The organism is Nocardioides salarius, assembly GCF_016907435.1.
GTDB lineage: Bacteria > Actinomycetota > Actinomycetes > Propionibacteriales > Nocardioidaceae > Nocardioides > Nocardioides salarius.
In genome coordinates this window covers 1,119,724-1,133,495 of the sequence record NZ_JAFBBZ010000001.1, presented here as the reverse complement: position 1 = coordinate 1,133,495, position 13,772 = coordinate 1,119,724, and the positions used below count along the sequence as shown (strand labels likewise).

Here is a 13,772-nt window from a genome sequence, read left to right as displayed (position 1 = left end):
GTGTCACAGTGGGACAGTGACCCTCGACCAGGCTCGCGCCGCCCTCGACGCCGGCGCCTGGGTCGACGCCCTGACCGGGGTCGCGGGCCTGGTCGACGAGGACGGGCCTGCGCAGCCCGACGCCCTCGAGGTGGCGGCCGGGGCCTACTACGGCGCCGGCGACCTCGAGCGCTGCATCGGCGCGTGGGAGCGCCTGCACACGCTGCACGACCAGCGCGGCGAGACCGAGCGCGCGGGCCGGGCGGCGGCGATGACGGCGCTGCACCTGCTCATCGACTCGGGACTGATGGCCACCGTGCGCTGCTGGTGCCGGCGCGCCGAGGCGCTGCTGGCGCCCACGCCGCAGTCGCCGGTGTGGGCGGTGGTGGCGATGGTGGCCGGCTACGAGCGGTTCTTCAGCGGTGACATGACCGGTGCCGAGGAGCTGGCCCGGCGAGCCGTCGCCCTGGGTCAGGAGCGCGACGTGGCCTCGGCGGTCGTCGTGGGCCGCACCACCCTGGCCCGCCTGCGCATCATCGACGGAGCGGTCGAGGAGGGGCTCGAGCTGCTCGACGAGGTCGCCCTCGAGCTCACCTCCGAGCGGGTGGACCCGCTCACCGCCGGGATGATGCTGTGCGAGCTGGTCTGCGCCGCCCAGGGGGTCGGCCGCCACGACCGGGCCCAGGAGTGGACCGAGGTGATGGACCGGTGGCGTGCGGGCCGCGCGGTCGGCGGCATCAACGGCCGCTGCCGGGTGCACCGCGCCGAGATGCTGCGCCGGTCGGGCCCCGGCGACCTCGCCGAGGCCGAGGCGGTGGCGGCCTGCGAGGAGCTGCGGCCGTGGATGCGGCGCGAGTTCGGCTGGCCGCTGGTCGAGCTCGGGACCATCCGGTTGCGCCGCGGCGACCTGGCTGGCGCCGAGGAGGCGCTGCTCGAGGCCCACGAGCACGCCTGGTGCCCGCAGCCCGCCCTCGCCCTGCTGCGCCTCGCGCAGGGGCGTGGCGCGGAGGCCCTGGCCCTGGTGCAGGAGGCCGTCGCGCACCCGTTGCCGATGCCGTCGAAGGAGCGGCCGCCCTTCGTCGAGCTGCGCGTGGCCCCGCTGCTGGAGGCGCAGGCCGAGATCGCCGCGGCGCTGGGACGGGCGGCGCTCGTGGCCGAGGCCGCCGACCGGCTCGAGGAGATCGCCGCCCGGTGGGCCGGACCGGACCTGGCGGCCGCCGCGGTGCTGGCTCGGGCCCGCGCCGAGCTGGCCGCCGGTCGCCCCGCCGTCGACCCGGCCGCGGCCGCGGTGGCCGCCTGGGCCGACGCCGAGGCGCCCTACGAGACCGCCGGGGCGCGCGAGGTGCTGGCCGCGGCGCTCGACGCGGCCGGTCGCCCCGAGGCGGCCGGGCTCGAGCGGGACGCCGCGCTGGCGGCGTACGAGGCGTTCGGTGCGGCCCTCGACGTACGACGACTGGCCGGGGCCGAGGACGGCCCGCGGCCGGCGGCGCCCGCGGTGGCGGTCCTCGAGCCGGTGGGCACCAGCTGGCGCGTCGCCGTGGGCGAGGTGGAACGGGTGCTGCCCGACCTGAAGGGACTGCGCTACCTGGCGCGGCTGCTGGCCTGCCCCGGGCGGGAGGTGCACGTGCTCGACCTGGTCGCGGCCGAGGCCGCGCCGCAGGGGGCGGAGGGCGTCACGCGTGTCGACAGCAGCGGCCTGCTGGTGCTCGACGAGGTGGCCAAGGCGGCCTACCGGCGCCGGCTCGCCGAGGTCGAGGAGGACCTCGACGAGGCGGTGCTGGCCAACGACCTGGCCCGCGAGGAGGTGGCCCGGCGCGACCGCGACTACCTGGTCGACGAGCTGGCCCGGGCGGTCGGCCTGGGCGGGCGCGACCGGCGTACCGGCGGCTCGGCCGAGCGGGCGCGCACCAGCGTGACGCGCTCGCTGCGCTACGCCCTGGCCCGCCTGGGCGCCGAGCACCCCGACCTCGGCGCCCACCTCTCGCGGCGCCTGCGCACCGGCACCTACTGCTGCTACGAGCCCGACCCGCTGAGCCCGGTGACGTGGCGGCTGGCGCGGCTCCCGTAGGCGGTGAGCCCCGAGGTCCGTGCTGGTGGGCAGGACGCCCGGACGCGCCTCAGTCGCCCGAGGGGTCGGGGCAGACCCAGCCGGGCGGCATCTCGACGGTCTCGATCCGCTCCGCGACCTCCCGCTGCTGCTCGGGGCTGAGCACGTCCTCGACGTGGTCGAAGATGATCGGGCGCTCCTTGGTGGTGTGCCGGTCGAGCTCGGCCTGCAGGATGCGTGCCGCGGTGCGGCGGACCTCGGGGTCGGTCGGCGCGGCGAGGCCCGCCTCCACCCGGTCGAGGGTGTCCCACAGCTGGAGGTGGTCGACCGACATGGCATGGGCCGGCCCGTCGAGCGTCGTCCCGCGCAGCAGCGGGAGGAGCAGCTCCTCCTGCGCGAAGATGTGCCGGCGCAACGCCGTGACCGCCTCCTGCAACCGCTGTGCCGCAGCCGCCGGACCGCCTCGGGCGGACAGGTAGTCGTCGATGGTCTGCTCGATCGACCGGCACCCGGCGTCGAGGACGAGCGCCAGGCCGGGGGCGGACGTGGGGTGGTCGGTCATGGAGGCACCTCCTGGTCGGGAGGCCCACGCTAGGGCGGGCCGCGACCGGGGAGACAGGGTCGAAGGGCCCGCGCGCCCGGCCCTCCCTACTCCGTCGCGATCGCCTCCAGCACGTTCATCCGCGAGGCGCGGATCGCCGGCAGGATCGAGGCGACGACGCCGAAGAGCACCGAGACCGCCAGGAAGGCCACCAGGCTGGCCCAGGGCAGGGCCAGCTCGGAGAGGTCCTCGCGCAGCGAGCGCTGCAGCAGCACCCCGATCACCACGCCCAGCCCCAGCCCCAGCACCGCGCCCATCAGCGAGATGGTCACCGACTCCAGGGTCACCATCCGCCGCAGCCGGGGGCGGGAGAGACCCACGGCGCGCAGCAGCCCGATCTCACGGGTGCGCTCGAGCACGCTGAGGCTCAGGGTGTTGACGATGCCGATCACCGCGATCACCACCGACAGCGCGAGCAGCCCGTAGACGATGTAGAGCAGCTGGTTGATCTGCGCGGTGATGGAGTCGGCGAACTCCTCCTTGTCCTGCACCGCCACGATCGGCAGGTCGGCGACGATGGCGTCGAGCTCGTCCTGGACCGCCTGCACCTGCGCCGGCGACGAGCCGGGCTCGGTGTTGACGCTCAGGCTGGTGTCGACGCGGCGCACGCCGGCCTCCTCGAGCACGTCGAAGCCGACGTTGACCGGCCCCGCGACGGGGGTGTCGTCGATGATGCCCGCGACCTCCACCTCGACCGGGCCGGCGCCCGGGAAGCCGAGCTCGAGCGTCGAGCCGACCTCGAGGTCGCGCTCGGCGGCGGTGTCGGCGCTGACCACCGCCTGGCCGGCGCCCGGCTGCGCCGCACCCTCGGCGAGCGTGAGGTCGTAGACGTCGCCGAAGGCGTCGTCGGCGGCCACGATGTACGTCGGCTCCTCGTCGTCGCCGAGCGTGGCCAGCACGCCCTGCTGGCGCGCCAGCACCGCCACCCCGTCGACCTGGGCCATCTGGTCGCCGATCACGACCGGGAAGCTGCCGAAGACCGGTGACTGCACCAGGAAGTCGGCCTCGAACTGGTCGTCGACGAGCTTGTCGGTCGAGGCGGCCATCGACGCGGCCAGCACCCCGACCGCCGAGACCAGGGTCAGCCCGATCATCAGCGCCGAGGCGGTCGCGCCGGTTCGCCTCGGGTTGCGCAGCGCGTTGTCGCCGGCCAGGCGGCCGGTTGTGCCGAAGAGGCCGCTGAAGACCCGCCGCGCGCCGAGCAGCACCGGGCGGCCCAGCACCGGGCTGATCGCGGCCGCGGTCAGCACCCACACCACCGCGCCGGCGCCGATCCACAGCGCGTCGTTGCCGGGGGCGCCGACCACGCCGGCGGCAGCCGCGCCCGCGCCGAGCACCAGCAGCACCACCCCGACGGCGGTGCGCCGGGCCAGGCCCTGCTCGGGGGTGGCGGACTCCTCGCGCATCGCCGCGACGGGGGCCACCCGCGAGGCGCGCCGCGCCGGCAGGTAGGCCGACAGCAGCGTCACGCCCAGCCCGACGGCGTACGCCGCCGCGATCGTGCCCGGCGTCAGGGTCAGCACCGCGCCGTTGATCTCCAGGCCGAAGCTGCCGAAGAGCGCTGCCAGGCCGCGGGCCAGGCCCAGGCCGAGCACCAGGCCGAGCGTCGAGCCGACCAGGGCGGTGAGCCCCGCCTCGAGCAGCACCGAGCGGCGTACCTGCACCCGGCTGGCGCCCAGGGCGCGCAGCAGCGCCAGCTCGCGCACCCGCTGGGCGACCAGGATGGAGAAGGTGTTGGCGATGATGAAGCCGCCGACGATGACCGCGATCACCGCGAAGGTGCCCAGGAAGATGTCGATGAAGCCGAGGAACTCCCCGACCGACGACTGCGACTCCTGCGCCACCTCGTCACCGGTGACCGCCTCGTAGCCCGCGGGCAGCACCGCGTCCGCGGCCTCGACCAGCTCGGCCTGGGTGACGCCCGCGGCGGCGGTCAGCGTCACCGAGGTGAAGACGTCCTCGCCGCCCAGGAACATCTCCTGGGCGCCGTCGGTGGAGAAGATCACCAGGGTGCTGCCGGCGGTGCCGGCGCCGCCGTTGAAGCCGGCCAGGCCGACCAGCTCGAGCTCGCGGGTGATGGGTCCCGAGCCGATGATTCCCGGCGGGATGACGGTGACCAGGTCGCCCAGCTCGTAGCCGGCGTTCTCGGCGGCCGCGGTGTCGAGCGCGATCTCGCCGTCGGCCTCGGGCCAGCGCCCGCCGTCGAGCACCAGGATCGGCTCGCCGGCCATGTTGGGGCTCGCGGCGTAGTTGAAGGCCAGGGTCGGCGCGCCGCCGGTGCCGACGAGCTTGTCGTCGGGGTCGAGGACGTAGAGGCCCAGGCCGTCGACGCTGCCGTCGGCGCGCGCCACCTCGGGCAGCGCCTCGAGGGCCGCGACCTCGTCGGGGGAGACGGTGGCCGTCGAGCCGGCCCCCACCGCCTCGAACGACGCCGTGCCCGCGGGGCGCACCAGCCCGTCGGACGTCGAGCCCTCGATGATGCCGTTGAACGTCGTGGACAGGCCGCTGCTGAAGGTCAGCACGCCGCCCAGGAAGCCGATGCCCAGCACGATCGCCAGGGTGCTCATCGCCAGCCGCGCCTTGCGCGCCAGCAGGCTGCGCCAGGTCAGTCGGAACACGGCTCAGCCCGCCTGGGGCGGCACGGCGGCGCTCTGCAGGCGACCCATCCGCTCCAGCACCGACTCGCGGTCGGGCTCGCGCAGCTCGTCGACGATGCGGCCGTCGGCCAGGAACAGGATCCGGTCGGTGTACGACGCCGCCACCGGGTCGTGGGTGACCATCACGACCGTCTGCGCGAGCTCGTCGACGCTGCGGCGCAGGAAGCCCAGCACCTCCGCGGAGCTGGTGGAGTCGAGGTTGCCGGTCGGCTCGTCGGCGAAGACGATCGCGGGCCGGCTGACCAGCGCGCGGGCGCAGGCCACCCGCTGCTGCTGGCCGCCCGACATCTCGCTGGGCCGGTGGCCCAGCCGGGGGCGCAGCCCCACCGCGTCGACGACCTCGTCGAACCACTCCTGGTCGGGCTTGCGCCCGGCCAGGTCGAGCGGCAGCAGGATGTTCTCGCGGGCGGTCAGGGTCGGGATCAGGTTGAAGGCCTGGAAGACGAAGCCGACCTTCTCGCGCCGCAGCGTGGTGAGGTCCTTGTCCTTGAGCCCGCCCAGCGAGGTGCCGTCGACGACCACTTCGCCGCCGGTGGGGGTGTCGAGCGCCGCCAGGCAGTGCATCAGGGTCGACTTGCCCGAGCCCGAGGGGCCCATGATCGCGGTGAACTCACCGCGCTGCAGGTCGACGTCGACCCCGTCGAGGGCGCGCACCTGCGCCTGGTCGGCGCCGTACACCTTGGTCAGCGCGCGGGCGCTGGCGGCGGGCTCGGTGCGGGGCGAGGTACGGGGCTCGGGAGCGCTGGTCTCGGGCATGCTCGGAGTCTGGCAGCGCCGGGCCTGCTCGCGCATCGGGAATACCCCGGATGGGGTCCCCGAGTGCCGGGGGCTCGACCAGGGGTCAGGCGAAGACGTCGACGTGCACGTGGTCGCGGTGCTCGAGGATCGCGGCGGTCGCCTCGGAGACGTCGGAGGTGTCGACGTCGTAGTCGCGCCAGCCCTGGCCCGAGCGGCGGGCCGTCCAGATCCGGCCGTCGAAGATCACGGTGGCCACCGAGAGCCGCTCGGCCTGGGTGACCAGGTAGTGCGCGATCGCCCAGCCGCGCACCTTGTTGGGCTCCGAGACCGGGCGCACGAAGATGTCGACCGCGCGGCCCTCGTAGTGCGCCGAGCCCTCCTGGTGGCCCGAGCTGACCCCGCCGGGGGCGTAGCCGCCCAGCGACACCTCGCCGAAGACCGAGGTGACGTCCTTGCGCAGCTGGTCGGCGCGGAAGGTCAGCCCGACCTCGCGCAGCTCGGGGTTGACCTCGTCGGCGCTGCCCGGCACCTCGCAGCTCAGGGCGGCGCGTGAGTTGCCGGTCAGCGCCGAGGCGAGCACCCGCGCGTCGGCCTCGTGGTCGGCGTAGGCGTCGGGGAAGCCGGAGCGCTGCACGGCCTGGGCGGCCTCGGTCACCTCCATCTCGCGGTAGCCGGCGACCTCGACCAGGGCGTCGTAGAAGGCGTTGGTGGCGTAGACGGGGTCCTGCAGCTGTTGCTCGGTGCCCCAGCCCTGCGAGGGGCGCTGCTGGAAGATGCCCAGCGAGTCGCGGTCGCCGGAGTCGAGGTTGAGGATCTTCGACTCCTGGTAGGCGGTGGCCAGCGCGATCGAGACCGCGCGCGCCGGCAGGCCGCGGCGTACGCCGATCGCGGCGATCAGCCCCGCGTTCTCGGCCTGCTGTGCGGTCAGCTCGACGTCGAGCCCGTCGACGCTGGCGGTGCAGGTGCGGCTGGTGAAGACCACGCCGGCCCGGTCGAGCACGACCCACACGCCGAGCGCGACCACCCCGGCCAGGGCCAGGGTGATCGCGACGGCGGGGACGAGCTTCCTCATGGGGACATCGTCCGCGACGACCCCAAGAGGACGCTGAGCCGGGTGGGCGGCTGGGTCAGCGGCCGGCTCGGCGGCTGGGTGTGCTGCTGGCTCAGTTGGCGTGCAGGTCGGCGTTGAGGGCGATGCCCTCGCCCTTCCACGCCACGGCCTCGACGGCGCCGGAGACCGAGTTGCGGCGGAAGAGCACGTTGTCGGCGCCGGAGAGGTCGGCGGCCTTGACCACCCGGGCCTCGCCGCCCTCGGGGTCGGCCATGGTGACCTTGGTGCCGGCGGTGACGTAGCAGCCGGCCTCGACGACGCAGTCGTCGCCCAGCGAGATGCCGATGCCGGCGTTGGCGCCCAGCAGGCAGCGCTCGCCGATCGAGATGACCGCGGTGCCGCCGCCCGACAGGGTGCCCATGATCGAGGCGCCGCCGCCGATGTCGCTGCCTTCGCCGACGACGACGCCGGCCGAGATCCGGCCCTCGACCATCGAGGAGCCCAGGGTGCCGGCGTTGAAGTTCACGAAGCCCTCGTGCATGACGGTGGTGCCCTCGGCCAGGTGGGCGCCCAGGCGCACCCGGTCGGCGTCGGCGATGCGCACCCCGGTCGGGGCGACGTAGTCGGTCATCCGCGGGAACTTGTCGATGCCGTAGACCGCGACGTGGGTGCCGCCGGCCTTCATCCGGGCCCGGGCCAGCTCGAAGTCCTCCACCGCGCACGGGCCGGCGGAGGTCCACACGACGTTGGTCAGCTTGCCGAAGACGCCGTCCATCGAGACGCCGTGGGGGCGCACCAGGCGGTGGGAGAGCAGGTGCAGGCGCAGCCAGACGTCGGCGGTGTCGGCCGGGGGCTGCTGCAGGTCGGCGATCTCGACCAGGCGCACCTCGCGGCGTACCCCGCGCGCGTGGTCGCTGCCCTCGAGGTCGAGCAGCGCCTTGGGGGCGTGCTCCTCCTCGTCGGGGCGGGCGCCCAGCCGCGGCTCGGGGAACCAGGTGTCGAGCACGGTGCCGTCGGCCGTGACGGTGGCCAGGCCGTGGCCCCAGGCAGGACCCGTGGTGCGGGCGGGGGTGGTGGTCGTGGGGGCGGCGTCGTTGGCGGTCACGGGGCCCAGCCTAGGAAAGTCCGTGCGACCTCGCGGCACCCTCCCCGCTGGTGGACGACCGTGCACTCATGTGTCGCAGGCCATTGGCAGCGATCTGCGCAGGGCCTACGCTGGGTCTACCTGCTCGGGGGGAGCGGGTCGGCGCCCTGCGCCGTACGTCGACCGGAGGGATCGCCCGATGTCCTCCACCACCCGCGCTCGCACCTCCGCACCGCTGCTGGTGCGCGGCCGCAACCGCGAGCTGGCGATCCTCGAGGTCGTGGTGCGCGAGGTGCGCCCCGCCGTCGTGCGCGGCCGCCCTGGTGCCGGCGTCAGCACGATCCTCGACGAGGTCGCGCGCCGCGCGGCCACCGAGGGCGTGCGCGTGGGCCGGTTGCGCCCGCGGCCCTGGGCCGGCTCGACCCTCGAGCTGGTCGACGACCTCGAGCCGATGCTCGCCGGTCGCGACAAGGTCCTGGTGGTGCTCGACGACGCCGACCTGTGCGACCCCGCGCAGCGCGCCGAGGTGGTGCGCCGCTGCCACCGCTCCCGGGCGCCGCTGCTGGCCGGGGCGCACTCCGCCGTGCCCGAGGTCTCCGGCGCCAACGAGTGCACGCTCGTCGAGCTGGGCTCCCTCGAGCGCGCCGGTGTGGCCGACGTGGTCGGCGACGCGCTGGGCGAGAAGCTCACGAACGCCTCGGGGCTGGTCTCGGCCTACCACCGTGCCAGCGCCGGCAACCCCGCGGTGCTGCGGGCGATCCTCGACGACCCCGAGCTGCGTGCCGAGTTCGCCGCCGCGGGCGCGGCCCCCGACCCCACCGACCACGCCCCCGGGCTGGCTCATGCCCTCACCGCCTCGGTGCACCGTCGCCTAGCGGCGCTCGACCCGCTGGCCCTGCTGGCCGTCGGGGTCAGCGCCGTCGCCGGCGCCCCGGTGCCCGCCGGCGTGGTCGAGGACGCCGTGGGCCCCGCCCCCCTCGCGCGGGCCGTCGAGTCGGGCCTGCTGGTGCACACCCCCGACGGCACTCCCGCCTTCCGCCACGGGGCGGTGCGCCGCATCGTGCTCGAGGAGCTGCCGGCGGCCGTCCACGCCGACGTACGCCGCCGCCTGCTCGACGCCGCCCACGCCCACGGCCTCACCGTGGTGCCCGACGACGTCCTCACCCCGAGCTGACCCGGCCTGGATCTCCCGCCGACCCGGCCCATACTTCGCGCTGACCCGGCCTGGATCTCCCGCCGACCCGGCGCGAACCTGCTCGCGCAGCGTGCCGGGGCGACGTACGGTCCGGCCATGACCGGAGAGCTGCTGCTGATCACCGGCCCGCCCGCGGTGGGCAAGATGACGGTGGGTCGCGCCATCTGCGCGCGCAGCGACTTCCGGCTCTTCCACAACCACCACACGGTCGAGCCGCTGCTGGAGGTGTTCGGGCACGGGACGACGTCGTTCGAGCGGCTCACGCTGGAGTTCCGCCGGCGGGTGCTCGAGGAGGCGGTCGAGCACGGGCTGAGGCTGGTCTTCACTCTCGTGTGGGGCGTCGACGACCCCGTGGAGGCCGACCTGGTGGGCCAGATGGTCGCGCCCTACCGCGAGGCCGGGCTCCCCGTGCGCTGGGTCGAGCTGTACGCCGACCTCGAGACGAGGCTGGGCCGCAACGGCGGCGCCGACCGGATCGCGGCGAAACCCTCGAAGGCCGACCTGGTGTGGTCGGACTCGAACCTGCGCGACATGGAGCAGCGGCTCCGGATGAACACCGACCCGCTCGAGCCGACCCTGGCCGACGAGCTGCTGGCCGACGTCGAGCACCTGCGCCTCGACAACGCCGCGCTCACCCCCGACGAGGCAGCGCAGCGGGTGCTGGCCTGGCTCGAGCCGCACTGAACGGTCGGTTCGGGCCGACTCAAGGAGAAGTTCGGGCCGGGTCGGCGGGAAGTTCGGGCCGGGTGGGCGGGAAGTTCGGGCCGGGTCGGGGGGAAGTTCGGGCCGGGTCGGCGGGAAGTTCGGGCCGGGTCGCGATCGGATTGCGGGGCGGCCGGGGCGGCGGCGTACGATCGTCGGCACAGGCGTCTGAGCCGTCATCAGCGGCGAGCCTCCGGAAGAACGGTCTCGACGAGCTCGACCAACGGGCGAAGCGGGGCTCAGTAGAACCGGACGGGTAGGCCCGTCACAGCCCGCAACGAGCGGCCTCCGCAGCGCGATCGCGGAGGCAAGCGAGGTGGTACCGCGGACCCCGGCAGGGGAGTCGTCCTCGTGGCAGCAGGCCCCGACGACCGACGTACCCCAGGAGCAGCCGTGACCTACCCGAAGGTCTCCACTCACCCCGACGGTCCCGACAGCGCCGCGAGCGCCGTCCCGTCGAGCCCGCGCTTCCCCGAGATCGAGGAGCGGGTGCTGGCCTACTGGGCCGCCGACGGCACCTTCCAGGCGAGCATCGACCAGCGCGACGCGGGGGAGCACGGCGAGAACGAGTTCGTCTTCTACGACGGCCCGCCGTTCGCCAACGGGCTGCCGCACTACGGCCACCTGCTCACCGGCTACGTCAAGGACCTGATCCCGCGCTACCAGACGATGCGCGGGCGTCGCGTCGAGCGCCGCTTCGGCTGGGACACCCACGGCCTGCCCGCCGAGCTCGAGGCGATGCGCCTCAACGGCATCAAGACCACCGACGAGATCGTCGAGATGGGCATCGACAAGTTCAACGACGCCTGTCGCGAGTCGGTGATGACCTACACCGGCGAGTGGCGCGACTACGTGACTCGCCAGGCGCGCTGGGTCGACTTCGACAACGACTACCGCACCATGAACCCCGACTACATGGAGTCGGTCATGTGGGCGTTCTCGCAGCTGCACGAGAAGGGCCTGGTCTACGAGGGCTTCCGGGTGCTGCCCTACTGCTGGAACGACGAGACGCCGCTGTCGAACCACGAGCTGCGCATGGACGACGACGTCTACCAGAACCGCCAGGACCCCGCGGTCACCGTCGGCTACGCGCTCGACGCGACCGGCGACGACGAGGTCCTCGACGGCGCCCACCTGCTGATCTGGACCACGACCCCGTGGACCCTGACCTCCAACCTCGCGGTGATGGTCGGCTCCGAGATCGAGTACGTCGTCGTGGAGGCCGGCGTGCCGGGCACCGACACCACGGCGCGCTACCTGCTCGCCGAGGCCCGGCTGGCGTCGTATGCCAAGGAGCTGACCTCGACGGGCTCGACCGACGACATCGAGGTGCTGGGCCGCTACCGCGGCGCCGACCTGGTCGGGCGCACCTACACCCCGCCCTTCTCCTACTTCGTGGGCCACGCGAACGCCTTCCGCGTGGTCGCCGCCGACGACGCCGTCACCACCACCGACGGCACCGGGCTGGTGCACACCGCCGGCGCCTTCGGTGAGGTCGACAAGGAGGTCACCGACCGCGAGGGCATCGAGGCGGTGATGCCGGTCGGCAAGGACGGACGCTTCACGCACCCGGTCGACGACTACGCCGGGCTCCAGGTCTTCGACGCGAACCTGCAGATCATCGACGACCTGAAGGCCGCAACGAAGGCGTACGGGGTTTCGGCAAGCTCAACCAACGGGGCGGTCACGCCCGGCACGATCCTGCTGCGCCGCGAGACCTACGACCACTCCTACCCGCACTGCTGGCGCTGCCGCGAGCCGCTGATCTACAAGGGCGTCTCGTCGTGGTTCGTCGAGGTCACCGCGATCAAGCAGCGGATGCTCGAGCTCAACCAGCAGATCAACTGGGTGCCCGACCACATCCAGGACGGCCAGTTCGGCCGCTGGCTGGAGAACGCCCGCGACTGGTCGATCACCCGCAACCGCTTCTGGGGCTCCCCGGTGCCGGTGTGGAAGAGCGACGACCCGGCCTACCCGCGCCTCGACGTCTACGGCTCCTTCGCCGACATCGAGCGCGACTTCGGCGACCTGCCGCGCAACCACGCCGGCGAGCCCGACCTGCACCGGCCCTTCGTCGACGAGCTCGTGCGCCCGAACCCCGACGACCCGACCGGGAAGTCGATGATGCGCCGGGTGCCCGACGTGCTCGACGTGTGGTTCGACTCCGGGTCGATGTCCTACGCCCAGGTGCACTACCCGTTCGAGAACGCCGAGTGGTTCAACGGCACCGACGGCCACCCCGGCCACTTCCCGGCCGACTTCATCGTCGAGTACATCGGCCAGACCCGCGGCTGGTTCTACACGCTGCACATCCTGGCGACCGCGCTCTTCGACAAGCCGGCCTTCGAGAACTGCATCAGCCACGGCATCGTGCTCGGCTCCGACGGCAACAAGATGAGCAAGAGCCTGCGCAACTACCCCGACGTCCGCGAGGTCTTCGACCGCGACGGGGCCGACGCGATGCGCTGGTTCCTGATGTCGAGCCCGATCCTGCGCGGCGGCAACCTCGTGGTCACCGAGCAGGGCATCCGCGACTCGGTGCGCCAGGTGCTGATGCCGCTGTGGAACAGCTGGTACTTCTTCCAGCTCTACGCCAACGCGGGCTCCGTCGACGCGCAGCTCTCCACCGCCTCGACCGACCGGCTCGACCGCTACCTGCTGGCCAAGTGCGGGCAGTACGTCGAGCAGATGACCACCTCGCTCGACTCGTACGCCGTCGCCGAGGCGTGCGACGCGACCCGCTCGTTCCTCGACGTGCTGACCAACTGGTACATCCGCCGCTCGCGCGAGCGGTTCTGGGACGCCGACGACACCGCCCCCTTCGACACCCTCTGCACGGTGCTCGAGACGGTCTGCCGGGTCACCGCACCGCTGATGCCGCTGGCCACCGAGGAGATCTGGCGCGGCCTGACCGGCGGGCGCTCGGTGCACCTGGCCGACTGGCCGGGCGCCGGCGAGCTGCCCGCCGACGACCGGCTGGTCGCGGCGATGGACCAGGTGCGCGAGGTCTGCTCGGCCACCTCGGCGCTGCGCAAGGCCCGCTCGCTGCGCAACCGGCTGCCGCTGTCGCAGCTGACCGTGGTCGTGGCCGACCCCGCGGCGCTCGAGGGCTTCGAGCCGATCGTCGCCGACGAGGTCAACGTGCGCTCGGTGCGGCTGCTGGGCGCCGACGCGCCCGAGGCGGCGTCGTACGGTGTCTCGCAGCGGCTGACGGTCAACGCGCGCGCCGCCGGACCCCGGCTGGGCAAGGACGTCCAGCACGCCATCAAGGGCTCGAAGTCGGGGGACTGGTCGGTGGCCGAGGACGGCACCGTGACCGCAGGCGGGCTGGCGCTCGTCGAGGGCGAGTACACCCTCGAGACCGTCGCCGGCTCGGCCGAGTCGACCGACGCGATCGGGATGCTGCCCGGCGGCGGGTTCGTGGTGCTCGACACCGTGGTCACCGACGAGCGGGCCGCCGAGGGCCTGGCCCGCGACCTGGTGCGCGCGGTCCAGCAGGCCCGCCGCGACGCCGGCTTCGAGGTCTCCGACCGGATCGTGCTGACGATCGCCGGCTCGGAGGCCGTGCAGTCCGCCGCGTCGACGCACCGCGAGCTGATCACCGGCGAGACGCTGGCGACGGCCTACGAGGTCACCTCGAACGTCGACCACCCGGGCACCCCGGTGACCGTCGGGGACGGCGAGAAGGCGGTCGTCGCGGTCGCGAAGGCCTGAACGC

Annotated in this window: 9 protein-coding genes; 4 read left to right on the top strand and 5 right to left on the bottom strand. The window is 73.8% G+C overall.

The genetic code is table 11. From position 1 onward, the window contains the following. The first annotated feature begins 16 nt into the window (after window positions 1–16). A complete protein-coding gene (locus tag JOE61_RS05530) occupies window positions 17–2,047 on the top strand; it encodes a hypothetical protein (protein ID WP_193669064.1) in 2,031 nt (676 codons plus the stop codon). Between the two features lie 49 nt (window positions 2,048–2,096). Here JOE61_RS05530 and JOE61_RS05525 read toward each other — a convergent pair whose 3' ends face one another. The 5 genes from JOE61_RS05525 to dapD form a co-directional block, all read right to left on the bottom strand. Continuing rightward, on the bottom strand, window positions 2,097–2,588 hold the full coding sequence (locus JOE61_RS05525) for a hemerythrin domain-containing protein (RefSeq protein WP_193669065.1): 492 nt from the start codon (window positions 2,586–2,588) through the stop codon (window positions 2,097–2,099). An 86-nt stretch (window positions 2,589–2,674) separates the two neighbouring features. Further along, complete coding sequence (locus JOE61_RS05520; protein ID WP_193669066.1) at window positions 2,675–5,245, bottom strand: ABC transporter permease; 2,571 nt, start codon at window positions 5,243–5,245, stop codon at window positions 2,675–2,677. A 3-nt stretch (window positions 5,246–5,248) separates the two neighbouring features. Continuing rightward, complete coding sequence (locus JOE61_RS05515; RefSeq protein ID WP_193669067.1) at window positions 5,249–6,040, bottom strand: ABC transporter ATP-binding protein; 792 nt, start codon at window positions 6,038–6,040, stop codon at window positions 5,249–5,251. Window positions 6,041–6,125: 85 nt separating this feature from the next. Next, window positions 6,126–7,094 (bottom strand): VldE C-terminal domain-containing protein, encoded by a 969-nt coding sequence (locus JOE61_RS05510; RefSeq protein ID WP_193669068.1) that lies wholly within the window; start codon window positions 7,092–7,094, stop codon window positions 6,126–6,128. Between the two features lie 91 nt (window positions 7,095–7,185). Next, window positions 7,186–8,178 (bottom strand): 2,3,4,5-tetrahydropyridine-2,6-dicarboxylate N-succinyltransferase, encoded by a 993-nt coding sequence (gene dapD / locus JOE61_RS05505; protein ID WP_193669069.1) that lies wholly within the window; start codon window positions 8,176–8,178, stop codon window positions 7,186–7,188. Between the two features lie 178 nt (window positions 8,179–8,356). Here dapD and JOE61_RS05500 point away from each other — a divergent pair, with 178 nt between their 5' ends. The 3 genes from JOE61_RS05500 to ileS all read left to right on the top strand — a co-directional run bounded on the left by JOE61_RS05500 (window position 8,357) and on the right by ileS (window position 13,768). After that, window positions 8,357–9,331, top strand: a complete 975-nt coding sequence (locus tag JOE61_RS05500; RefSeq protein WP_193669070.1) for a hypothetical protein — start codon at window positions 8,357–8,359, stop codon at window positions 9,329–9,331. Window positions 9,332–9,448: 117 nt separating this feature from the next. Next, the gene (locus tag JOE61_RS05495; RefSeq protein WP_193669071.1) at window positions 9,449–10,036 is read left to right on the top strand and encodes a P-loop nucleotide/nucleoside kinase family protein; all 588 of its coding nucleotides are present in this window, start codon (window positions 9,449–9,451) and stop codon (window positions 10,034–10,036) included. Between the two features lie 411 nt (window positions 10,037–10,447). Further along, the gene (ileS, locus tag JOE61_RS05490) at window positions 10,448–13,768 is read left to right on the top strand and encodes an isoleucine--tRNA ligase (protein WP_193669072.1); all 3,321 of its coding nucleotides are present in this window, start codon (window positions 10,448–10,450) and stop codon (window positions 13,766–13,768) included. Window positions 13,769–13,772 lie beyond the last annotated feature (4 nt).

Coding starts and splice junctions, on each gene's coding strand:
- JOE61_RS05525 (WP_193669065.1), bottom strand. CDS start 2,588: ATGACCGACCACCCCACGTCCGCCCCCGGCCTGGCGCTCGTCCTCGAC.
- JOE61_RS05515 (WP_193669067.1), bottom strand. CDS start 6,040: ATGCCCGAGACCAGCGCTCCCGAGCCCCGTACCTCGCCCCGCACCGAG.
- JOE61_RS05510 (WP_193669068.1), bottom strand. CDS start 7,094: ATGAGGAAGCTCGTCCCCGCCGTCGCGATCACCCTGGCCCTGGCCGGG.
- JOE61_RS05500 (WP_193669070.1), top strand. CDS start 8,357: ATGTCCTCCACCACCCGCGCTCGCACCTCCGCACCGCTGCTGGTGCGC.
- JOE61_RS05495 (WP_193669071.1), top strand. CDS start 9,449: ATGACCGGAGAGCTGCTGCTGATCACCGGCCCGCCCGCGGTGGGCAAG.